This is a genomic window from Arcticibacter tournemirensis, assembly GCF_006716645.1.
Lineage (GTDB): Bacteria > Bacteroidota > Bacteroidia > Sphingobacteriales > Sphingobacteriaceae > Arcticibacter > Arcticibacter tournemirensis.
The window spans coordinates 3,534,045-3,558,216 of record NZ_VFPL01000001.1; the positions used below are offsets into that span (position 1 = coordinate 3,534,045).

The 24,172-nt window shown below is 44.4% G+C and carries 16 protein-coding genes; 3 read left to right on the plus strand and 13 right to left on the minus strand.

What is annotated here, in order from left to right:
- The first annotated feature begins 173 nt into the window (after nucleotides 1-173).
- Both BDE36_RS14865 and BDE36_RS14870 read left to right on the plus strand, forming a co-directional pair.
- Nucleotides 174-407 carry a hypothetical protein gene (locus BDE36_RS14865; protein WP_141815502.1) on the plus strand — a complete coding sequence of 78 codons (234 nt, stop codon included), beginning with the start codon at nucleotides 174-176 and terminating at the stop codon, nucleotides 405-407.
- On the plus strand, nucleotides 401-769 hold the full coding sequence (locus tag BDE36_RS14870) for a type II toxin-antitoxin system VapC family toxin (protein WP_141815503.1): 369 nt from the start codon (nucleotides 401-403) through the stop codon (nucleotides 767-769). Before BDE36_RS14865 ends, BDE36_RS14870 begins: the two co-directional genes overlap by 7 nt.
- A 19-nt stretch (nucleotides 770-788) precedes the next feature.
- Here the strand turns inward: BDE36_RS14870 and BDE36_RS14875 are convergent, their stop codons facing one another.
- The 4 genes from BDE36_RS14875 to BDE36_RS14890 form a co-directional block, all read right to left on the minus strand.
- A complete protein-coding gene (locus BDE36_RS14875) occupies nucleotides 789-2,465 on the minus strand; it encodes a M1 family metallopeptidase (RefSeq protein ID WP_128767611.1) in 1,677 nt (558 codons plus the stop codon).
- A gap of 415 nt (nucleotides 2,466-2,880) precedes the next feature.
- Nucleotides 2,881-4,296 carry an APC family permease gene (locus tag BDE36_RS14880; protein WP_141815504.1) on the minus strand — a complete coding sequence of 472 codons (1,416 nt, stop codon included), beginning with the start codon at nucleotides 4,294-4,296 and terminating at the stop codon, nucleotides 2,881-2,883.
- Between the two features lie 171 nt (nucleotides 4,297-4,467).
- Nucleotides 4,468-6,273, minus strand: a complete 1,806-nt coding sequence (locus tag BDE36_RS14885) for a DUF885 family protein (RefSeq protein ID WP_244939620.1) — start codon at nucleotides 6,271-6,273, stop codon at nucleotides 4,468-4,470.
- A 49-nt stretch (nucleotides 6,274-6,322) separates the two neighbouring features.
- Nucleotides 6,323-7,789: a POT family MFS transporter gene (locus BDE36_RS14890; protein WP_235904474.1), complete on the minus strand. Its 1,467-nt coding sequence runs from the start codon at nucleotides 7,787-7,789 to the stop codon at nucleotides 6,323-6,325.
- A gap of 120 nt (nucleotides 7,790-7,909) precedes the next feature.
- On the opposite strand from BDE36_RS14890, the gene BDE36_RS14895 reads away from it, so the two are divergent.
- Nucleotides 7,910-9,298, plus strand: a complete 1,389-nt coding sequence (locus tag BDE36_RS14895; protein ID WP_141815505.1) for an aminopeptidase P family protein — start codon at nucleotides 7,910-7,912, stop codon at nucleotides 9,296-9,298.
- Nucleotides 9,299-9,310: 12 nt separating this feature from the next.
- Here BDE36_RS14895 and BDE36_RS14900 read toward each other — a convergent pair whose 3' ends face one another.
- The 9 genes from BDE36_RS14900 to BDE36_RS14940 all read right to left on the minus strand — a co-directional run bounded on the left by BDE36_RS14900 (nucleotide 9,311) and on the right by BDE36_RS14940 (nucleotide 24,168).
- Nucleotides 9,311-10,510 carry a glycoside hydrolase family 88 protein gene (locus BDE36_RS14900; protein WP_141815506.1) on the minus strand — a complete coding sequence of 400 codons (1,200 nt, stop codon included), beginning with the start codon at nucleotides 10,508-10,510 and terminating at the stop codon, nucleotides 9,311-9,313.
- Entirely contained in the window at nucleotides 10,507-11,850 is a 1,344-nt protein-coding gene (locus tag BDE36_RS14905; RefSeq protein WP_141815507.1) for a BNR repeat-containing protein, read from the minus strand. The genes BDE36_RS14900 and BDE36_RS14905 overlap by 4 nt, the downstream gene beginning before the upstream one ends.
- Nucleotide 11,851: 1 nt before the next feature.
- Nucleotides 11,852-14,314 (minus strand): beta-galactosidase GalB, encoded by a 2,463-nt coding sequence (gene galB / locus BDE36_RS14910; RefSeq protein ID WP_141815508.1) that lies wholly within the window; start codon nucleotides 14,312-14,314, stop codon nucleotides 11,852-11,854.
- A 99-nt stretch (nucleotides 14,315-14,413) separates the two neighbouring features.
- Nucleotides 14,414-15,421 (minus strand): family 43 glycosylhydrolase, encoded by a 1,008-nt coding sequence (locus tag BDE36_RS14915; protein WP_141815509.1) that lies wholly within the window; start codon nucleotides 15,419-15,421, stop codon nucleotides 14,414-14,416.
- An 18-nt stretch (nucleotides 15,422-15,439) separates the two neighbouring features.
- The gene (locus tag BDE36_RS14920) at nucleotides 15,440-17,503 is read right to left on the minus strand and encodes a DUF2264 domain-containing protein (RefSeq protein ID WP_202618210.1); all 2,064 of its coding nucleotides are present in this window, start codon (nucleotides 17,501-17,503) and stop codon (nucleotides 15,440-15,442) included.
- Complete coding sequence (locus BDE36_RS14925) at nucleotides 17,500-18,357, minus strand: glycoside hydrolase family 16 protein (protein ID WP_235904476.1); 858 nt, start codon at nucleotides 18,355-18,357, stop codon at nucleotides 17,500-17,502. Before BDE36_RS14925 ends, BDE36_RS14920 begins: the two co-directional genes overlap by 4 nt.
- A gap of 101 nt (nucleotides 18,358-18,458) precedes the next feature.
- The gene (locus BDE36_RS14930; RefSeq protein ID WP_161987633.1) at nucleotides 18,459-19,571 is read right to left on the minus strand and encodes a DUF5013 domain-containing protein; all 1,113 of its coding nucleotides are present in this window, start codon (nucleotides 19,569-19,571) and stop codon (nucleotides 18,459-18,461) included.
- Between the two features lie 28 nt (nucleotides 19,572-19,599).
- The gene (locus BDE36_RS14935) at nucleotides 19,600-21,285 is read right to left on the minus strand and encodes a RagB/SusD family nutrient uptake outer membrane protein (protein WP_141815511.1); all 1,686 of its coding nucleotides are present in this window, start codon (nucleotides 21,283-21,285) and stop codon (nucleotides 19,600-19,602) included.
- Between the two features lie 9 nt (nucleotides 21,286-21,294).
- Complete coding sequence (locus BDE36_RS14940) at nucleotides 21,295-24,168, minus strand: SusC/RagA family TonB-linked outer membrane protein (protein WP_141815512.1); 2,874 nt, start codon at nucleotides 24,166-24,168, stop codon at nucleotides 21,295-21,297.
- Nucleotides 24,169-24,172 lie beyond the last annotated feature (4 nt).

Consider the following 24,172-nt stretch of genomic DNA (forward strand, 5'->3'; position numbering starts at 1 on the left):
ATAGAATTATATCGTGTCGTAAAAATAGAAGTTATTCTTTAGTGGTGTTATTCGTAAATTATCAGATTATGAACGAAGATTAACTATAATTTTCTATAAGAATCATCGCCAACATTTGGAGCGATTAGCATTCTAAAAGGAATATTTTGTATTTTTGTTCAAAAGCGACTGCTATGGAATTGATTTTAAAAACCGATAATAGCATCAAGATGGCTAAAGTAATGGCATTAGCTAAGAAACTGGGTATTACTGTAGTACAAAAAGATGATACCCAAAAAAAAATAGCACCAGTTCCTCCGAAAGGGAAAACAGCTTCCGTCACTGATTTACTGGAAGCTTTTGGAAAGGACCCCGACTTTCCTTCAACGGAACAAGTACGCTCCAAATCCTGGCCCTCTGCATGGTAATTTTTGACACAAACATACTTATCGAGCTTTATAGAGGTAATCATCAAATAAGAGAACGCGTTCTTGAGTTCCATACTGATGTGTTCTACATTAGCAGTATAACCGTCGCCGAGTTTTTGGCTGGAGCAAAGAACAAGAACGACTTCGCTGTTATTGCCAAACAGCTTGACAAGTACACCCACCTCCCCATTACAGCGGAAATAAGTGAGCTCTTTTTAGAACTCTTTCGAAAGTACAATTTAAGCCATAAACCGGGAATACCAGATATGCTCATTGCAGCAACGGCTTTATATTATGATCTACCATTATTTACCCTGAACAAGAAGCATTTCGTTTATTTAGATAACATTAAACTTCTTTAGGTTCAATACTCTAAGGGGTTCATTTCCCTTCAACAGCAACGTAATACATCTTCACTATCTCCCCCTTATCCAATAAAGCAACATTACTTTTACTCAATTTCAGGGTTTTCGGCTGCGTTGTTGGATAAATCTTTAATTTCTTGTCGCCTTCTTTTAGTACTAAAGGCAGGTTAAAACCGCGGATGCAGTTCGTCCAGCGATAAGTTACCTGTGAACGGTCCTTGTTGAAGTTCAAAACTAAAGAAGGCACCTGAGTAGTGGTAAGATACTGTTTAAAAACTTGCTGGTAGTCAAATCCCGCTTTCCCGGAAACAAACCTGACAATTTGATCAGCAGTTACAGTTTGATGGTAAAAAGTTGTATTCAGTCCCCGTAGAATGCTTCTGAAAAGTTCGTCGTTATCAATACTGTGCCTGATGGTTTGAAGCATATTCCCGCCTTTTGGATACATGTCGCCACTGCCCTGGGCATTCACGTTATAAGCCGGAATAATGGGCGTATCATTCTTTATGCCTGTCCTGATCCCTGTATTATAAGCGTTCCCGGCGTCCTTTCCGAAATGATAATCAACATAGAGGGTTTCCGAGTAATTAGTAAAACTTTCGTGGATCCACATGTCGGCTAGATCCTTGCTTGTAATGTTATTACCAAACCATTCATGCCCGCTTTCATGCACGATTATAAAATCCCACTTAAGTCCGAGGCCAGTACCCGATGCGTCGCGTTGCCGGTACCCGGGTTTATACCAGTTCCCATAAGCGACAGCACTCTGATGTTCCATGCCTGTATGAGGTACATCTACGAGCTTATAGCCGTCTTCATAAAACGGATACGGTCCGAACCAATGCTCAAATGCCTTAAACATTCGCTCTACCTCACCGGGCATATAAGCCTTTGCTTTAGCAAGGTTATAGTCGAGCACCCAGTAATTCAGGTCAAGTTTCCCTTTTTCTCCGGCATATGATCCATCAAAATGGACATATTTACCGATATAGGGAATAATGTTATAGTTGTTAATTGGATTAACCACCGTCCACTTATAGGTAGCTGTTCCGTCGGCATTCTTTGTTTGCGACTCAAGCCTTCCATTTGCTACTGCAACCAAAGTATCCGGTACGGTCATAGTCAGCGATGCCCCCTTATCGGGTTCATCCGATTGATGATCCTTGCATGGATACCATATAGACGCTCCTAAACCCTGACAGGTTACCGTCATCCAGGGCCTGTTGAGTGAATCGCGGGCAAAGGTCCACCCGCCGCTCCAGGGCGGCCTGACGCTTTCCTGCGGCTTACCGGAAAAATATACCCGTAGACGATGTGTTGAATTTATTTCCTGTGATTGAGTTAATTTCACATGCCAGACGTTCCCCTCCCTCTCAAATTTAAGCCATTCCCTGCTGTCAAGCCGGATACTGTCGATGTTTAATGGTTGCTGCAAGTCGAGCTGAAGAGTTTTTGGGTGTTGAGCCCGGGTAACCTTATAGGTGATTATATTCTCGCCTCTGGTAGTTTTTGCCAGATAGTCGGGCTTCACTGCGATAGCGTAGTGCTGAACGTCCCACCAGGCACGTTCTGATGTAATACTACCTCTTAATGTATCTGCATGAGTGAACCCCTTGGGCTTACTCCACTGTGCCTGGGAACTGATTCCAGTAAGCAGCCCTGCTATAATGAACATTCCTGTCCGTAAACTCATTTCGGATATGGTTAAATTTATTACTACGATAACCGGTATATTCCGGGCAATCGCGACTTCAAACTTACCAGAATGAGTCAATTTATCATTCGTATATTTTAATAATTTTAAGCCCTATTTTAACATCGCAATCAATCCATGTATGTAGTTTAGCAAATTTTGGCTGTCAATCTGTTGTCCTTACTGGATATTTTTGCGGTATGGCAACGGGTTGTCTCCGGTATTGCTGCGCTACATAAACGCTTTTGCTACGCTTTTGGCAGGCATCATCCAGGCTTCACGGACGACTTTTTGTTGAAGAAATGGCCTCCGTGAAGCCTGGATGAACCGTAGATGATGCGCGGCCATACCGGACCGAATCCGCAGCTAACACTGATCCGTTGTATTCCCAAATTATCTGGGATCTCTGTGGCATTTACCGACTGTCATCCGATCTTTCCAGCCAAAGCACAAAATAATAAACCGGAATCCCGGATAGCGTAATAATCAGTCCGGGCCAGGTATAATTTGGTTTGTAAATGATTAACAAACCACAGAATGCAATTCCCATGACGATATAAAGAATAGGTAACACCGGATAACCGAAAGCTTTATATGGTCTTTCGGCATCCGGTCTTTTCTTTCGCAGAATAAAGATGCCGATAATGGTCGCCATGTAGAAGACGACAACCACAAAGGAGATCATGTCAAGCAAATCGCCGTATTTGCCACTGAGGCACCACAAAGACGCAACGACACATTGTAACCAAAGGGCAGTCTCCGGCACAGAATTCTTATTTAAGGTGCCAACCTTCTTAATAAACAAGCCGTCGCGCGCCATCGAATAATATACCCTTGCTCCCGACATAATAATGCCATTATTACAGCCAAAGGTTGAGACCATAATCATCAGCGCTATAATAATTGTTCCTGCCTGTCCGAAAATCACATGGGAAGCAGAAACTGCCACCCTGTCGCGATCTGCAGCAGCTATCTCCTGCATAGACAGTACTCCGGTATAAACGATATTGGTAGCGATATAAATGACAGTAACAATCAAGGTACCCAGGGCCAGACTAAGGCCGATATTTCTTTTAGGATTCTTTATTTCACCGGCGATGAAAGTAACATTATTCCACGAGTCGCTACTAAAAATAGAGCCTACCATCGAAGCTGCAATTGCACCAAAAACAGCGACACTGGTATATCCGGCAATGCTTCCATCGGGATTGAGTTTATGAATATCCCACATATTCGTCCAGTTAGCTCTCCAGACGTCTCCTTTCAGTGCAAAAAGGCCAAATACAATAAGACCAAGTAAACTGAGGATTTTGGTCATCGTAAATACTGTCTGAATTACTTTACCACTATTAATTCCTCGTGTATTAATGTAGGTAAGAAGCGTAATAACCAGTATAGAAAGGAGTTGTGCGGGCGATATCTTCAAAAACCCGAGGTCTGCAGCAACGCTGTTCTCACTGAAAACCGGAAATATATAAGCGGTAAATTTCGCAAAGGCGACCCCCACCGCTGCAATAGTCGCGGTTTGAATCACCGTAAAAAAACTCCAGCCATACATAAAGCTGACAAGGGAATTATACGCCTCTTTCAGATAAATATACTGTCCTCCGGCCTTGGGAAACATAGCACTAAGTTCGCCATAACTTAAAGCAGCGGTAAGGGTCATAAAACCAGTTATAAGCCATACGACAATGAGCCAGCCTGCACTACCTACATTCCTGCTGATATCGGCGCTTACTATAAAAATCCCTGAACCTATCATGCTCCCGGCCACCAGCATAGTGGCATCCATCAGACGTAATGATGGCTTGAACGACGTGTTTTCACTCATAAAATGTTTCTGCCCCTGTTAAGTTGTAAGTAGTAAGTAATAAGTTGTAAGTAGTACGTTATAAAGTTGTAAGTAATATGTTGTAAGTACCTAGTTGTAATAATAAGAAAAAAATGGCTCGTTACATAAGTTAGAATAAAGGCTTTTTACATATAACTTATTACTTACAACTTAAAAGTCATAAAACCTCCAACTGGTTATAAAATCCCTCTTCAGGGGTTGATTGATCAGAATAGCCCTGAGCATTTCAACGGGCATACCATTTTCTTTCATGACGGCATCGTTAAACTGTTTGTCGGTCATCTTTCCGCCATCAACAAGCTCTCTTTTCAGACTTAAGAACTGCAGACCTCCCACAAGGTAGGCGACCTGGTAAAGAGGACTGTATCCCCCGACAAAGGAGCGCCGGACTTCTCCAATAGCGTTAGCCCGTTCGTGCCCTACCCGATCAACCAGAAAGTCTATACATTGCTGAGGCGTCCATTTACCCAGGTGGTAATTCAGAGAGAACAGGATTCGTGCACAACGATGCATTCTCCAGAACAGCATACCAATACGTTCTTCAGGTGTTTTTGCAAAGCCTTTCTCATACAACAATAACTCCCAGTAAAGCGCCCATCCTTCCGTCCAAAAGGGTGTATTAAAATTATCGCGGTAGGACTTGTATCTGCTGTTCATAAAGAACTGGAGGTTATGACCGGGAATTAGTTCATGCTGAACTGTTCCTCTTGAAAAATAAGGATTATTCCCCCGCATGCTCATCAGCTTATCATCATGGCTCATATCATCCGTTGGATAAGAAATACTGATCTCACGCCCTCCGGTAAAGAAGGGATTAACCATCTGCCTCTCAGGGCTCATCATGATCATCTCCCACGTTTCTTCCGCCAATGGAGGAATGGTAATGAGCTCTCTCTCTTTAATAAAACTGATCGCATCGTTATATAATTTCAAGATGAGCTCAGGCTGCTTACCGGCCGGAACGAAGCTGTTCTTTACTTTCTCCTGCGCCTTTTTCCATTCCTTTCCGAAACCCATTTCTCCCGAAGCTTTCAGCAGTTCATTATCGCACCATTCAAATTCTTTATTCGCCAGCGCAATAAGTTCTTCCGGCGTATAAGGTATCATATCAACCTTAAGCTGCCTTATCAGTTCTTCCCTGCCAATAGGCCGGCCTATTATTCCGCTTCCATCATCCTTCTGGTGTATGGTTACGCGTTCTTTAGTAAGAAACAATTTCGCATAATCCTGTAATGCCGAATCAAGTCTGCGATACGGTGCTGGAACCCACCAACTGAAAAGCGGATCGTATCCCGAATAAAAATCAAATACCCCCTTTAAACGCGCTTGCAATCCCTTAACGGCCTCGCCACCACACAAAGCCAGGGACTTTTCAAGGAATGGTGTCTTCTTCTCCAATAAGGCGGCCGCATCATTCACGGCCTTCACCATTTCATTCAACTGTGCTGCCAGTTGTTCGGCGTCGAAAGACACTCCCCTGCGTCGCCCCTGCTCTATCTTGTAAATCTCATCATCGAAAGGGATATACTGGCTTATTGTTTGATAGTCGTCTTCCTCTTTTGTGAGCTTTCGGATATGATCTTCAATGTTTCTCTTCAAAAGGATATAATCAACTTTTCCGTTGATATTCATTGCATCAAAATCAGTTACCTGCAGTATCGAAAGATACGCACGGTCAATGTCAAGTAGTCTTCGTCTTTGCTCCGGAGAATTCAAAACCGGTTTGTAAGAACGGCTGTATGAACGGGTGACTTCTCTAGGTGAATAGAAAGCCTCAATGGCCCTGAGATCCTGCTCATACCGGATGATGTTTCCGGCCATTTCACTGCTTTCCTCATACAAATTAAAGCCGGACGCGGGACTTTGCTGTCCATTGACAGTATTTAAAAGTGATGTAGAAAGCAGCATTGCGAAGATTTTCTTTAAACTTTCCTGGTAAAAAGGTTTCATTTTCATCCCGATAACATATATAAAATGATAATTACTTAAACTACTGCTGCGATTTTTACTGCCCGTGTGACTGGCTGGCCACTAATAATTCATCTTCAGGAGAATGAATATAGCTGCGTTCCTTTATTCTTCCCGCGACAAAAAAGTACAGTATTATAAAAGCGCACAGCAGTCCTATAAAAAACCAGTAATAATCTGCGCCTTTAAGCCCCGAAAACACTCCATCCTGAGCGATGTTGCGGTTTACCATGCCTGTAAAGAAGTTACCAATCGCTGTCGTCATCAGCCAGAGAGCAGCCATTGTGCTTTTCATTGAGGGAGGCGACTGCGTGTAAGCATATTGCAGACCCGTTACCGATATGAGCACTTCAGATGCTGACAGCAGCGCATAAGCGAGGATCTGCCACCATATCGAAGGCCTCGCTCCTCCATCTACAGATACCTGGATAAGCGCTATGATTAGGAATGATATGGCCGTTACGACCAGTCCTGCGCCTATTCGCCTTACGGGAGTTGTCTTTATGCCCATCTTATCGAAAAAAGGATAAATCCAGTAGTTGAATACCGGAATGAACAGCAGCAGAAAAAATGGGTTAACCGTTTGTACCTGTTCGGGCAGAACCTGAAAACTAAAAATAGTTAGGTCCAGTTTCGTTGCCTGAAGCACCCACTCCGACAAACTTTGATCCCAAAGAGCCCAGTAGACCGGAATAAAAGCAAAGACTGCCATTACATTGTAGACCGATTTGATATCTTCCACCTTACGTTCGTCGAATTTCCCCTTGGCCACATCCAATAAAGGTTGACCTTTTTTTCTGCGGCGAAAATTGATCAGAGCGTAACCTGAAATAAACAGAAAGTTGTTTTTGTTAATACCTGAAGGGGGGATCTTTACGTACTTTTTTCTTCCACTAAAAAAGATCACAGTAGCCAGGGCCATCAATAATCCCGGAATACCAAATGCCCATGAAGGACCATATTTAGCATATACCCACGGAATCATGATAGTAGACAAAACAGAACCCGAGTTAATACTAAAATAAAACCAGCCATACATGCCCGCCATCAGGTGTTTATTGGATTCGTTAAACTGATCGCCGAGATTAGCAGACACACAGGACTTTATACCTCCGGCACCCACCGCAACAAGCAGGAGTCCCAGCCTGAACTTATCCAGATCGTCCTCAAAGAGCGAAAGACAAAGATGCCCCAGACAATAAACGATCGAAACGTATAAGATCACCCGGTACTTCCCAAAAAACCAGTCGGCGGCAATAGCGCCAGCGAAAGGCAGGGCATAGGCCAGCGAAACGAACAGGTGCGTAATCTCATTCGCTTTAGCCTCGGCGACGTTTTGTAATCCAGGGTTAAGAGACGGGTTAAAAAACTGGGCAACCAAAAACGTAGCCAGGATAGACCGCATACCGTAAAAACTAAATCTCTCTGCGCCTTCATTAGCAATAATAAAAGGAATACTCGCGGGATACGTTGCTGCCTTTTTTCCGGTATGATTCATACTCATAAAAATGGTTCTTATATTACACGATTAATTAGCGGTTATTCACCAATTCATTTCATTTTTTATCATTTTTACCAGTTCCCGGGTGCTTTTAATACTTTTACTCAAAAAAACAGTTTTGCTATGTTTTCAAAGGAGACTTATATCCATAGAAGAAAAGAACTGAAGAATAAAGTACAAGAAGGCATTCTGCTCTTTCCGGGAAACGACGAAAGTCCTATGAACTACGCTGACAATGCCTACAGCTTCAGGCAGGACAGCACCTTCCTGTACTATTTCGGGATTAGTATGCCGAAGCTCGCGGCAGTGGTAGACCTGGACAGCGGAGAGGAAATTCTATTTGGCGACGAAATGACTCTCGATGAAATTGTATGGATGGGAAGGCAGGAAACGTTGAAAGAAAAAAGCCTGAAAGCTGGCATGGAACAGGTGCTGCCTTTGGAAAGCCTGCATACATTCCTTCAAAAAATAAGACATCAAAAACGGAGCATTCATTACCTACCTCCCTACCGGCCTGAAAATGTTCTTCGATTGCTTCACCTGCTCGGCATCGAACCGGCTTCCTGCAAAGAGAACGCCTCACTTGATTTTATTAAAGCTGTAATATCGCAACGTTCGATAAAATCTTCTGAAGAGATTAACGAGATAGAAAAGGCAGTGAACATTACCAGGGAGATGCATTTAACTGCCATGAAAGTGGCTGCAGCCGGAATGAGCGAAAACGCAATTGCTGCTGCCATTCATGCCAAAGCCCTGGACGGAGGAGGCAACATCGCCTACCCTATTATTCTGACGGTCCATGGTGAAATTCTCCATAACCATCATCATGAAAATATCCTGAAGGATGGGCAGTTGGTACTTAACGATTCAGGGGCTGAAACAGCTATGGGTTACGCAGGCGACCTTACCCGCACATTTCCTGTATCGACGAGGTTCACTGAAGCGCAAAAAGAAGTTTACAACATTGTTCTTAATGCCCTCGAATCATCCACAGCTCTGTTGAAACCAGGCATGAGGTACCTTGATGTTCACCTGCATGCTTGCAAAACGCTTGTAAACGGGCTCAAAGAACTAGGGTTAATGAAAGGCGATACGAATGAAGCTGTAGCAGCCGGAGCTCATGCCATGTTCTTTCAATGCGGCACAGGTCACATGATGGGACTTGATGTACATGATATGGAGGACCTGGGCGAAGAATACGTTGGCTATACAGATAACCTCAGGAAAAACACCAATCAATTCGGTTTAAAGTCTCTCCGATTAGGAAGGGAGCTGCAATCCGGATTCGTCCTTACGGTCGAACCCGGAATCTATTTTATTCCTGAACTAATTGACAGATGGAAAGCCGAAGGGCGCTTTAATGAGTTTATAAATTATACTAAACTCGAACAATACCGCAATTTCGGGGGAATACGAATAGAAGACAACTACGTTATAACCGATGGCAGCGCGCAGCTTCTCGGCAAACCTTTAGCTAAAACCATTCAGGAGATAGAGGCACTAAGGGGCTAAGATAATATGTTTCTATTTTGACATCGCTTTATAGCGTTCCATTGCTTCTACAAAATAATAATCGGCATAAGTAAGCGGAACATCTACCTCCGACTTTTGAGGAAGGTGCCCGACACTGTGCATCAGAATAAATCCGCCATTTGTTCCGGGCGCAGCTTTATACTGGCTGGAAGACAGGGTCGTGATCATCGTTTCTGCAGCGTTAAAGTATTTTGCGCTTTCTTTCTTATCCACATAAGAGCAGAGCTCAAGCAACGCAGAAGCCATCACCGAGCCAGCTGATGCATCGCGCAACGCATCAGGAACATCAGGAGCATTAAAATCCCAGTAAGGTATTTTGTCGGCAGGCAGATTAGGATGATTTAGTATAAATTCAGCAATATGCCTGGCTTGTTCAAGATATCTTTTATTCTTCGTTTCGCGATACATCACGGTATAACCGTATAAACCCCACGCCTGTCCGCGTGCCCAGGCCGACTCATCAGCATAACCCTGTGCTGTTCTCTTTTTCTGTACCGCGCCTGTTTCAGGATTATAATTGATCACGTGGTAGGAGCTGTAATCAGGGCGGAAATGATTCTTCATTGTCGTTTCTGCATGCGTTATCGCGATGTTATAAAATGAAGAGTCGCCGGTCACTTTTGTAGCCCAAAAGAGCAGCTCAAGGTTCATCATATTATCTATGATAACGAGATAATCAGACTTTTCTGAATCCCATGACTTGATACAACCTACTTTAGGATCAAAACGACTGGCGAGTGACCGCGCGCTGTTGATCAGAATATCTTTGTACTCCGGCTTTGGATTAATGCGATTCGCATTGCCAAAGCTGCAGAACATCATGAAGCCCAGATCGTGCGTGGTCTTATTATATTGTTCTTTCTCAAGAACAGTGAGTACACGTTCAGCCTCCGTCAATAGAGTCTGATCTTTTGTTTGCTCATAAAGATACAGCAGTGTTCCCGGATAAAAACCACTGCACCACCAGCCGGATCCGCTTGTTTCAAACTTCCCGGTAGCTGGAAAATATGTTTTGGGAAACCTGTCGGGCGGAAGGTTCTTCATCATTACTTTATATTGAGCAGAAGCGCCCTGAAAATTCTTATTGATCGTTTGAACCAGATCAGATTTTGGCTTTAGTTGTTTATTTACTGAACAGGCTGTTAAAACAGATAACAGGCAAAGAGTAATTAGTAAGTGTGCTCTCTTCATAATTTATTTCTATATTGGTTATTCTTTTTAAATGGGCTCCATTCGAGAACCTTGACCATTGAAGGCGCAACATTGGCCTTTCCTTCTCCATCTATTTGTTCCACTTTTTGAATAAAGAGATTTAACCGTTGCTTGTCCTTCCATAGCTCCGTATCATAACCTGGCTCCCATGAGCCTAAAGAATCCTGGCTAAGATCGATAATTTTCCATTTAGCATTCCCTAATGACCGAATTGTTACAGCGGACGCACGACTTCCTCTCTCTTCGTCGCGAAAGACCATTAATAACGAAGCTTTCCGGCCAGTGCCTTTCACCATTACCTGCGGTCGCGATATGGGAATTCGTTTAGTGCCCACGCCGCTTAAGCTGAATGGTTTTTTTCTGAAGTCGAGTGACAGCGTCTTCCAACTTTTTCCTTCTTTATAAATCAGATGATATTGAGGTATATCTGTTCCTGGCTCACGCCAATACGTAGCAATAAAAGGATTTCCTTTTTTGTCGGCACACATAGATGTTTGGTTGATTAGCTCACTTTGACGCGGTATTTTGCAAGCGTATTCGGCACTCTCCGCCGTAATTGGCAAAATATACTTCTCACCTGTTGACCTCTCCCATGTTTTGCCGCCATCTGTGGAACGGGCATAACACATATCATGGTTGCTCGCCACGTCGGGACTTTCTCTCCAGACCCAAGAAATGTGAATCGTACCAGCGGCATCTACATAAGACTGCCAATAGGCATTTCGCCGTCCTTCCCCGTCAATAAGATTACGGTGCAACTGGTTCCACTTCTGAGTCCCTATATCATACTTATTGATCACCAGATTCCCCTGCCCTGATTGGCCGTTGCGGTAAAGGAAAAGAAGGTTCCCGTCTGGCATGCGGTAAAATTCCGGATAAGTAACCCTTTCTTCAAGCATACCGGTCATCGGCATTTTCGGTGTAAGATCTAAAGAACCGGGACTTACGCTCCGGCAATACCGGAGGGCATTACTATGATGATCCCAGGAAACGTGAAGATATCCAGAGCCATCCACCATTAAGCTAATGGTATTATGAGCATCTGTTACTTTACCCTTGTACTCAGTTCGTTTTAACGTCCAATTTGTATCAGCTGACTTTCTCTTTCCAACCACAACGTAGCCATCATTGTCATAATAAGCGATATATTGAGTATCCCTAAAAGTAACAAGCGAGTTTCTTCTGAATATCACTGCATTAACCGAGTTACTTGCCCACGCCTCGCCTACATCTACCAACCTCACTTTAGCCGGCAGGCCTTGCGCCTGAGCTGCGGCCAACACTAGAAACAAAGGCACGATACAAAGAAGACCTCTCATCTCATTTAATGGTTCTTATTGTAAGGGTGCCACTTTTAAGTCCTTTAGATTTTACAGTTAACTGCATTGCTCCTGATTTTTCCGAAGACTGGACAATTTCGGTCAGCATCCCTTTGAAGACATGCATCTGCGGATGATGAAATAACTCAAGGCTGGTAGCATCTCCATTAGCTGCAGCTTTGTGGCGGCCATCTCCTTTTACTTTGAACTGCAGTAAATTGGTGGCCTGGGGACAAAGATTCCCTTCGGCATCACAAACTTTCGCGGTTATGTAGGCAAGATCTTTGCCATCAGCAATGATTTCCGTTCTGTTTGCACTCAGCTCAATATGGTGTGGTTTTCCGGCAGTTTTAACCTCCTCTGAAGCAACAGCTTTACCATCCTTATCGTAAGCAACCACTTTAATAACGCCGGGCTCATATTTAACGTCGTTCCACATCAGGCGGTAACGTGTTTGATTATTCGTATTGCTCTTACTTTGCCGGCCCATACTCTTCCCGTTTACAAATAGTTCAGCTGATGGATAATTCGTATAACAGAAAACCGGTGTAATTTCGCCTTCCCGGCCTGGCCAGGTCCAGTGCGGAAGGATATGGAGGGTTGGCTTGCTAGTGTTCCACTTGCTGCGGTACAGATAGAAACGGTCCTTTGGAATGCTTGCCAGGTCTATGATCCCAAAATAGGAGCTATGAGAAGGCCATTTAGAATCGTATGGCGTTGGTTCGCCGAGATAATCAAAGCCAGTCCACACGAACTCCCCGATCACAAAAGGAAGGTCATCCTGTTTTACAAATTCGTCATCAGGCACCTGCGACCAGTTGCAATATTCAAAATCATAGGAAGAGCTTTGATTATCATCATACTGCTTCATCTTCTGAAACCCGACAGGGAACTTATATACACCTCTGCTGCTCACGGTCGACGCGGTTTCGGTCCCCAGAATAAAACCCTGCGGCAGAGCATTATTAGCACGTTCATACCATGTTGGCTTATAATTGAATCCTGGAATATCCAGTACCGCTGCGAAGTTCTTTGTCAGGGCGTCGTTAATCCGGTCCATACCTACAGTAACAGGCCTGGTAGGATCTTCTCTGTGGCAAATATCCTGAAGCCGCTTGGCTATTTTATTTCCACCTTCTGCGCTTTGATCGGGCACTTCGTTCCCGATGCTCCACATTACAACGGATGGACTATTCCTATCGCGATGGATCATATTGACCAAGTCCTTTTCAGCCCATTCATCGAAATACTGGCTATAGCCATTTTTAACCTTAGGGGTTTTCCATTCATCGAACGATTCCACCATCATCATGAATCCCATCTCGTCACATAAAGCCACCAGTTCAGGTGCAGGCATATTATGAGAGGTACGGATAGCATCGCAGCCCATGTCTTTTAGCAGGGTTAACTGGTGGCGGAGGGCAGCTGTGTTTACAGCCGTTCCCAAAGGACCAAGGTCATGGTGATTACATACGCCCTTGAATTTCCTTATTTCTCCATTTAAGGAAAAACCTTTGGCGGCCTCATATTTAATAGACCTGATCCCAAAACGTGTTTTATACTCGTCCTTGAGCGTTTTTCCTTCGTAAAGCCTGGAGACAGCCGTATATAACACCGGTGTTTCAGGTGACCACAAGAAGGGATTCTTTACAACCAGGTTCTGTTCGAACTCAAGATCATCAAATTCCTTAAGGTTCGATGTAAACGAAGCAACCACTGTTTCACGGGCATCGCGAATCTCTGTTTCCAAACGCAGATCTGCCGCCTTTCCGGCGGGCGCCTCCACTTTTGTCTTTAAGTTAACTTTTGCGAATTCCTTATTTATAACTGGAGTGGTAAGATAAGTGCCCCATACCGGAATATGTACGTCTTCCGTTACAAACAAATGAACATTACGGTAAATACCCGCTCCCGGATACCATCTTGATGACTGAGAAAAATTCTCGAGTCGCACTGCAAGCGTATTTACTTCGCCGGCCGGATTCAGAAGGGATGTAACATCCAGGTGAAAGGAATTATAGCCATAGGGCCAGAAGCCCGCTTCTTTCCCGTTAACATATACACGGGCGTTGCTCATAGCACCGTCAAATAATAAGACAGCTTTTTTACCGGGAAGGAAACCTGGCACCATAAATTTCAGTCTGTACCAACCGGTTCCGACAAAAGGAAGTCCCCCTGTCCTGCCCGACTTAACACTAGCTTCCTTTTCAAGGTTCTGCTCTATCCGCACCTTCTGCAGATCATTATTCCCATCAAACGGGCCCTTTATAGCCCAGTCATGGGGCACAGACACCGTTTTCCACTTCAAATCGTTAAAGCGGGATTCTACGGCATCGGGATAATCCCCCTGCTTAAACTTCCAGTTCTTATCCAGAAGATATTCTTTTCGTATGCTTTGTGCGGCAACCTGAACTGTCAGTACCGAAAAGAGGAGAAGATGGGCAATATGTTTTATTCTTATCATTGTTTAAAGAAGTAAAAGAATTCTTTTCATGAAGGGTAAGATTGACAATAATGAGCAGCTAATATAATAAAAGCCTCTAGCTGCATAAGAGTTAAGATTTTATTTATTTTCAACTTTTACCTGCCCTGTTTTAATATTCAGCTTCCAGGGCTTCGGTTCGGGTAACTTCAGCTTTCCCTCCCCGATTTCAACAGGCATCCATAAATACCTTGAATCCCACTGAGAGGACGGGCGCCACTGGTCGCCCATAAAAATCACGGTTGTATCTTTTGATCCCGCCACCTTTATCAGCATAGTCGACTGCGAACCATAGGTTTTACTTTCCGGAGGTGCAATGTCTTTAAATTCAGACCATGGGCCTTCTAAAGATTTAGCAGTCGCAAATTTATTAGGATTGGGATCCCAGCCCGTCAATGCTGATCCTATTGCGTAATACAAGCCATTATAATGAACGATCGCACCACCCTCTAATGGGGCACTGATGAAACAGGTTTGTTCGGCAACGTTCAGGTAATCATCAGAAAGCTTTGCGATATAAAAACCTCTTGTCGGGCGGCTTTCAAACACCAGGTAAGAGGTGCCATCATCATCTATAAATTGTCCTATATCCCTGCTTTCCAACCCGAGTGGCCTGAAACTTTTGACGAATTTGTATTCCCCGTCCACTTTATCACTGACGGCGACGCCCACTCTCGCGAACTTATAACTCCTGTCGTCGAGGTGCATATACATCACAAACTTTTTCGTTCTGTTGTTATAATACACTTTGGGACGCTCGAGTACCCAACCTGCACCAAGGTTTTCGGGATCAGGAAACTGGATCTTTTTCAGGAACTTCCAGTTCACTAAATCTGTTGATGAATAACACCCCACATACCGAAACTCCGGAAGGTTATCTTTTGCCCGGTATTCGCCGAACCAGTAATAGGTGGCCCCTAGTTTAATGATTCCTCCTCCGTGGGCCTGGATATGGTTACCATGGTCATCCGGCCATACGGCGCCAGGATATATGGTTTTTCCGTCCTTGTCCTGAGCAGTGAGTGAAACTGAAGATATAAAAAGGACCGTAAAAACTAACAATGCTGTTCTGAAGTTAGTAGAGTTCATTTTTAAGTGTATGTATTGTTAAAATTCTATAGTTTTCTTTTGCCCGTTTACAAAAGTTAAAACGACTTTTCCCGATCCTTTGCTATAGTTAATATTGGTAACAGGCACCAGTTCGTCGTTTTTCCATTTTTCACCTGACTTCTTCCACAACATCAAGGTTCCATAAATGTCGTCTCTATCTGAAGACGGATCAAAAGTGTTTTCAACGTTGATCACCACGCTTTTGTCGGATACGGGATTCAGTCCTTTTGAATAAACCGTCTCGGATTTATTCCATCCACAGAGCGGAACCAGCGCCAGCTGGTAAATTCCATTATCGACAATCTTAACTTTGTATCCCCTTACACTAAGAGTTCGTTCTTTAAGAGCCTGTGAAACTGCCGGAAGTGCGTAATGTCCCAACCGGATTTGACTGGCTACAGAACTGGTATTCCTGTCTATCCGTAATATGCCATTGGGCAGAGTAATTTCAGCCAGATTTAACTTAACATTTTCATTGGAGGCAAATACTGCATCGCGGTAATAAACACCATCTGCGTATTTCTTGAAAGTGTACATACGTAATGCTTCCCAACTGGTCTGGCCACTTTTGTAAACATATGCCATGGAAACTTCTCCATTTATGCCATCGGCCTGCCATGGAAACGCGCTGTTATAGGATAATCTTGTATAATTCTCCGTGCCCTGATACACTCCTACTGTTTTGCTGAAGCACCATGCCCGTATTTCAGATGCTCCGATATCAGGGTAGTTTGTTATAAGCAGATTCGATTTATCTGCATATTTGTTATAAACGTTTCCTTTCTGTAGTTCGTCCTGCCATGCGCCCTCATTTTCTGCAGCGGTCCAAAAAGGGCTTTGTGAAGGAATAAGCAATCCAAGAAATAATTTCCCTAACCAGAACACACTCCCCCTGCAGCTATAGGACTGAACAGCCGGTTCAAAGGCTCCGTAAAAACCCAGGGTTGGTATGCTGTCCTGGAGAAAACCGGGCCTTTCAAGAAACTGAAGAATTGTACCTGAAGCAATGCGCCTCATCCATCCATAGTTAACGTTGGGACGGGGACTAAGCCCCATTAAGGGAAAAGGGACAGCTGCTCCCATCCGATAGGAGATACTGCGTCCCCACATGATCATTTCTCCTTTTCTTGAAAACATGAATGGGTAATTATCCTGAAGATCATTAAAATTCTTCTCCAGTCGTGCCGAATATTCGGGATAATATTTTTTTCCGAAATATTCAGACCATATTTTCCCGTACATCTGGAAAGCCCACATGCTGTAATAATCGTAATAAGGACTGTCGTTATACCAGCCCTGTCCATCATACTGAGACAAAGACTTCTCTACCAGGTCTTTCAGCAGATTCTCATTAACAGTGTACCCTCGGCTTTTATAGAAGCTGAGGATCAGGATATTAAAATAGCGCCAGTTCATCCCGATAGTTGGGCCATCACCATAGCTCAGCATGGTTTTTGCCAGCCTTTCCTTCACCTCTCCGCTAAGCGGGTCCCAAAAGATTTCAGGTGATGTCAGCAAGGACGCCGCTAAACCTCCAAACTCAACCAGGGTCTGGCTGGGCCCGCCATTCGCAGCACGTGGCGCTATGTAAGTATCACTCTGCGGGTCGACCAGCATCGATAACTGGTGCCGGTAGTAATCGCCCACTTCTATTCCATTCAGTTCCAAATCAGGTTGCTCCTTCAAAAGCGGACCTGCAATGAACATCGTACGGCACAGCCCCTCAAGCTTCTCTACAGCTACCTGTCCGGTATTTCGGGGATAGCTCTTTCCGGGCTGCTTCGGAAACTTCATCGGATCGTTAAGTTGATGAACATAACTAAAAGCGCCCGACAATAAGTACAGGCCTGCTTCCTTCCAGTGTCTTCTTGTCATGCCGGTAAAGGGGCTCTTTTTTCGATCGGGGTTATTAACCTGAAAGACTTCCTTTCCATGCACGTTTTTTTTCAAACGTGAAATACTGTCTGCCTGGATTACCTGGCCTGTAGCTACACCGACAATACAGGCGATACCCAGAGTTAAAAAAATTTTAATACCCCTCATGACAATAACCTCCATCATTTTTGATACACCCTAACATAGTCGACCTCAAACCGGCGTGGAAATATGGTTCCAGAGGGATCACCACCGTTATCCCCGCCGATAGCAAGGTTCAAAAGAATATAATGTGGTTGTCTGAAAGGGTTAAATCCACTGCCGTCGACATTAACGAGATCATCCAAAGTCACTTTATTAAGCAGTTCATCATCAACGAACAAGCTGATACTATTCTGATCCCAGTCCATACGCCAGATATGAAATTTAGAGGACCACGAGGGATCCTGAAAATCTTTTACAGCTTTGGTTTTGCTATACCATTTTGCCTTATTTTTCACCTGGGTTCCGCAGGCAATATTTGCCAGGATATTGCCTTTGTAATATTCCATAATATCAATTTCTCCATTTGAGGGCCATGGCCGGCTAATCCCCAAAGTCCAAAATGCAGGCCACATCCCTGGGCTGATATCTATGCGGCCCCTCATTACAAACCTTCCATACTTCCAGTTATGAAGACCTCTTGTATTTATACTCGAGGAGGTATACTCAACGTTTCTGCGACCAGACCTCCAATCGGTTCTGCTTTCACTATAACGGGGATTAGGAAACATTTCTTTGCGCGCCTCGATAATCAGCAAACCTGAATCACAGAAAGCATTATCCTTCTGGTACCACTGCAATTCATTATTTCGTACGAAGCCCTTCTCAAATTCCCAGTTTCCTGGATCAGGTATACCTTTAATATTAAATTCGTCAGCCCATACCAACTTGTACCCATCGTCCGTAACGGTGACTGCAGGGTTCAAACTCTGGGACATCATCTCTGTAGTTAGGGCCATTAAAGCACAAGTCAACAAAAGATTTAACCTTTTTATCATGATGTCATTTTAACTATTTTCCAAAATTGCCTGTTTCGCATTTTTAATTACAAACCTCATTTACACTTCAATGGCCCTTATATATATTTCCATATACAACCCTACAAACTTTGAGGATAGGAATACAGAAGAACCTGTTTGGTCTTAAATCCCTGTTCATTCTGGATATAGTTGATTACAGAACCCAGTGTAATTTTGGTCGTTTCTGTAAGCTGAAAATTGAGTATCTGTTGAGGTGCTTTGGTTAACAAAACGTACTTGATGTTCGGATTTCCTGCTATATCCTTATAATCCGGCAAGGAATCAACATTCATCGCAACTACCGAGTACGCGGGATCTTTCAAGAAGTGCTCACCGCCAGACCAATCGCCACCAGACAAATCGTAGTAATAATTACCCGCAGGCAAAGTAACAGTCTGATAGATCTTACCATTTAATATCTGCGGCGATCCCCATCCCGATTCCATATTTAAAAGTCCCGAAGAGAACCCACCATACCCACCGTGACTCAACACAGAAGCATTTGTTTTCCAATCGGCTAATGTGCCCCATCGTGTCTGACCAGGTTGCAGGGCCGCAGCAGCAAACGGATTTCCAGGATTTTTCAGATAGCTGCTGCCCACCCAATCTTTACGCGGGCCTACTACCAGGGCATTGACGTCCAGGATCATGATGGTTGTGCTCAACCTGCTGATAAGGGTATAGTGAGTCGGATTCGCAATTTTCACAGCTAGTAATAACTTTTTACCCGCATATTCCGTCAGCTTCAGCTGATCTATATTCAGCGATACCCGGAAGGTCGCACCTCTTTGCCCTGCGGCTACTTCCAGCTTCGCAGGCAATGTGAACATTGAAGCAGGCATCTGTTTATACAAAGCGCGATCATAGGTTCCGTTCGAAAGCATCTTAGTCGTAGTATCGTTATCTACACTGATATCAACAGAATACGGTCCGCTTTCCGAACCGGTCAGGGAAGCACCCATTATTATATGAATCTTCTTTCCTGGCCTGTCAACGATATAATTATAAGTAGAAGTATCCGTACCCGCAGGTACTAAATAATTGTTATCTACACCACCCGATCCGATATTGGCCTGTGGCATATAAACGCCGGTTATACCAAATGCTTGGTCTGAATCGGCCTTATCGCACGCTTCAAATCCAGTAGCGAAGTATAAAAGCAGCAGCATGGCTGCGGGATATTTTAGTTTCATAATACTGTTTTTAGGAATTAATAGAACGTTACCAGCCATTGTTTTGTACCAATGCTCCCTTCGATTTGATCACTTCTGTTTGCGGGAACGGATAAAAATACATTCTGGATGCATCAAACACCCTGTTTTCCACTACTACAGGAGTATATACAAACTGGCCAGCGTCTTTTGTCACCATTACCCCCTTTATCGGCTGAGCTAGAACCGCGGTGGCATCTTTCCATCTCAGCAGGTCCCAGTAACGATAGTTCTCGAAAGCCAGCTCTATCCTCCGCTCGTGCTTAATGGCTGTTCTCAAAGTAGCCTTATCGGAAGTCACCAGAGCCGGCATAACCACTCCAGTTCTTGCCCTTACCATGTTTACAGCTTGTAAAGCATTCATCCCGTAACCGTTATAATCACTCGGTCCGTATGCCTCATTCATCGCTTCGGCATATTCAAGTAATACACCAGCGTAGCGAATCACAGGAAAATTATGCGTTTTAGTCGTGCCCGTTGTAAGGTTAAGCCCGTCTGCCAGAAATTTCTTTAAGTAATATCCTGTTCTGCTAGCGTTAGGCTTACGCATATCATCCGTAGCCCCCTGGGACTGATCGATCACCCGTCCATTCCAGGTACTACCATTGGTCACTACCGTCATAGACAGCCGGGGATCTCTGTTATTATAAGGATTTGCAGGATCTGGTGTCCCCTTGTACTCATAGGCCGATACCAGGTCTTCGGACGGTGTAACACCACTCGCCCCACCTGCGGTTGCAATCGGATAATTCCTTCTCTCCAGATTATTGTCGGCAGGATAACGAATAGCCCAGATGGTCTCACTACTGTTTAGCATATTGGATTCGAGGAAGTAATTCCTGTAATCACTATGAAGGCCATAAGCTCCCACTCCCTGGCCAAATACTATTACATCGTTCAGCGCAGCCGCAGCCTGCTTCCATTTATCGATATTACCGGTAGTGTTGTATAGCGGACTGGCTGCATACAGCAATGCGCGAGCCTTTAACGCAAGTGCAGCGCCTTTTGTCAACCGGCCGTCGTTGTTGGCGAACCTGGAGGTTTTCCAGTTTACCTGTAAACTGTCTTTATATGCATCTACCTCGCTGACAATAAAGCTAACGATCTCATCATAAGTATTTTTTGGCAACAAGGTATTTTCCTTGGCATCCAGGGTGCGTGTCACAAGAGGTACCCCGCCATAACGCTTACTCAGCTCAAAGTAATACCATGCCCGCAGTATATGCGCTTCGGCCCTGTACCACCCGAGATTCAGGACATCGTTCTGATAATTCTCCTTCCCTACGGCAGAAACAGTATCTCGGTTCAGCGCCAAAAAGGTCTTATAGTTGCCGGACTGCTCGAGGAAATAATTCGCAGAGCGGATCCCTACATAATAAGCAGCATAGTAATTATCGGGATTATTAATTGCATTCCAACTGCCATTGTTAAAGAGCATTACATTTGACGCTGGAGACGTTTGGACGGCCTCATCCGAAACCGCCGCAAAGAGATTATTATCGATCATTGTAAACTCGTTGCGCAAATTGCTGTAAGGCGCATTGGCAAGAGACGTGAGGGTAGCATAGTTAGTGTTCAGCGTCTCCTCTGTTTGTGACAGGTCTATCCTGGTATCCAGGAAATCTTTTCCGCAGCCTATCGCTCCTATGGCCACAGCAATTGTGAGAATACTGATATATATACGTTGTACGTTCATAATAGCTCATTAAAAGGTTAACGAAACACCTGCATTAAATGACTTAAGGCCAGGATAACCAGTTGTGGTTTCAGGATCTATATTAAAATTCTTACTTAACGAGGACCAGGTTACCGGGTTCACAGCGCTAATATGCACTCTTAACTTCTCAACATGGGCCTTACGTAACAAGCCGGCCGGGAAACTATAGCCCAGTTCAACATTACGCAGCCTCAGAAAACTGCCGTCCTTGATCCAAAAAGATGAGCTACGATAATTATTCTCGTTGCCTTTAGTCGTCAGCCTCGGGTAATCGGCAGCAGCCCGGGTATCAATGCCCTGATCGGGATAATATGCCCAGGCGTTACCTGCTATCGGATATATATTGGCATTGTTCACAAAAGCCACTACCTGCCCGCGTGCTGCGGATAAAATATCTATATCATTGCCAGACACTCCCTGAAATAAGGTGTAAAAGTCAAAATTCTTATAACGCAGCCCTAAATTGAACGAATAGGTTAGCGTGGGCAGATTGGAATTACCAACTTTGGTGATATCATTCTGATTTACCAAACCGTTATTGTCGAGGTCTTTATACCTGATGTCTCCAGGCTGCACCGCACCAAAATTAGGAACAGGGATACCAGCCTTTAGTGTCCCGTTTTCATTAAAATCAGCAATATCGAATAAGCCATCTGCTACAAGGCCCATTTGTGCCGCAATAGGCAGACCCGTAGTGCTGCTGAATGAATTAACCGGGGGAATTTCAGCTTGATAATCAATAGTATTCCGCGCGTATGCAGCCATAGCGCCAGCATCTACTGCAACGGGGCCTGCTTTTGCCAGATAGTTAACAACAAGCTCAAAGCCTTTATTTGTTACCTTCCCGAGATTAGCATAGGGCAGCGCTGCACCATACAGTGCCGAGAGCTCGTTGTTCTGTACTACAATACCAGAACGTTTGTCCAGAAACACGTCGCCCGATAACGAAATCCTGTTCAATATTGTGAGGTCCAGGCCGGCATTATATTTCATGCTCTCTTCAGCTAAGATGTCAGGATTGGCTGCATAATTGGGCACTATACCTCCTATACCGGTTAGAGAGTTATTGCCAGTATAATAGGTACCGCTGCTGATAAAATACTGCTGGTATAAGAACCGGCCGCTAAAAGTCTGATCGTTACCCGATTTTCCTGCCGAGGCGCGAAGCTTTAAAAATGTAATCATTTTATTGTCGCTCAGGAAAGACTCGTTACTGATCACCCATCCTGCACCTGCCGCCGGGTAGAATCCCCATCTATTACCGGGAGCATAGTTATCCGATCCGCTCCATCCAAAGCCCAGATCCAGAATATACCGTTTGTCGTAGGCGTAATTCAGCCGGCCGCCGATATTGTAGTTATGATAGAAAATATTAAGGCCTGTATTCTGGCCGGCAGTATTCTGTCCCTGATCTATCGTATAATCACTGCCCCAATAATTAATCGCCGCAGTAACGGCATGCCCACCGAATGTCCTGTCATACCCCGCCCCTAAATTAATCTGCTTCCAATCGTATTGGTTAACAGGGCTGGTTGCATTAGAGACAATATCAGTTGTAAGATCGGTTGTGGTCTTTGCACCATTAAAAAACCGTGCATAGGTAGCTGTCTTACTTGAATTGGTCCGGGTCCAGGTATTGAAGGAGACCGCCTGCCGCAGATAAAGACCAGGAGTAACGAAGTCAAGCCGCTCCTTTAAATTAAAATTAGCCTGAAGCGTCCTATCATGCGTGGAAGTCCAGCCGAGCGCATTCAAAGAAGCAATCGGGTTATTTGGAAATAATGAGGTACCCGACCAGTTGCCCGTAACATCTTTTATAGGATAAATATTAGCAGGATAATTACCCATATCGGCCCATAGCGATCCCCCATTGTAGTTTGGATAACGACGATCCTCTATCCGCCCGCCCAAATCGACTTTTGCTTCGAATATCTTAAAAAATCTAAAATCCAGGTTTGAGCGGATATTAAATCTGTCGATCTCTGCATTCGATTGAAAGTCATTACTTTTAATATCGTACAAGCCACCCTGATTCATATAGTCAAGTACCACCGAATATCGTGTAACGGTATCACCTCCAGTTAAAAGCACATTTGCATTGGTATAGGGGCTGTTTTTCCTGAGCGCTTCGCCATACCAGTCAACATCGGCCCCTGTTCCGTTCCGGTAATCATTAAGCTGGGCTTCTGAATAAGCTGGTGTCCAGTTAAACTTGTAGGCATTTAAGGAATAATTATCGTTGCTGACGGCCTGATTATACAACCTTGCATAATCGAAAGACCGGTAAGGTTTGTTTATGTCTATTGCAGACTGCATACCCGACTGTAGCTGGGCTTGTACTTTCGGCCGGCCTGGAGATCCACGCTTCGAAACAATCCATAGCACCCCATTGGCGCCCCTCATACCAAATGTAGCCAGGCTTACAGGGTCTTTCAGCACAGAAATGCTTTCGATCTCTGAAGGAGACAGGTATTGAAAATAAGAGCTGGATACCTGAAATCCATCGACATAAATAATAAGGCCGGCATTGTCAAAACTGCCGCGCCCCCTGATAAATAGAGCCGCATTATCATATCCCGGTTCTCCTGATCCCTGCCTCACTGTGAGTCCCGGCAACCGGCCATATAAAGTATTGGTAATGTTGGCAACCGGAGTTTTTTCGAGTATTCTCCCGTTGATAGTTGAAGGAGGCATCACGTCCCTCTCTTTTGCTACCTGGAAGAACGGCGCAGGCATAGAACCGGTGGTAGGCAGAACAAGTGTAGTATCTGCCGGGCGTTGGGCAAAAGCCTGGCTGGTACAATAACAGATGCTGAACAGCAGCAACCATACACCAGACGCCCTTAGCTTATATATGTTCATATAT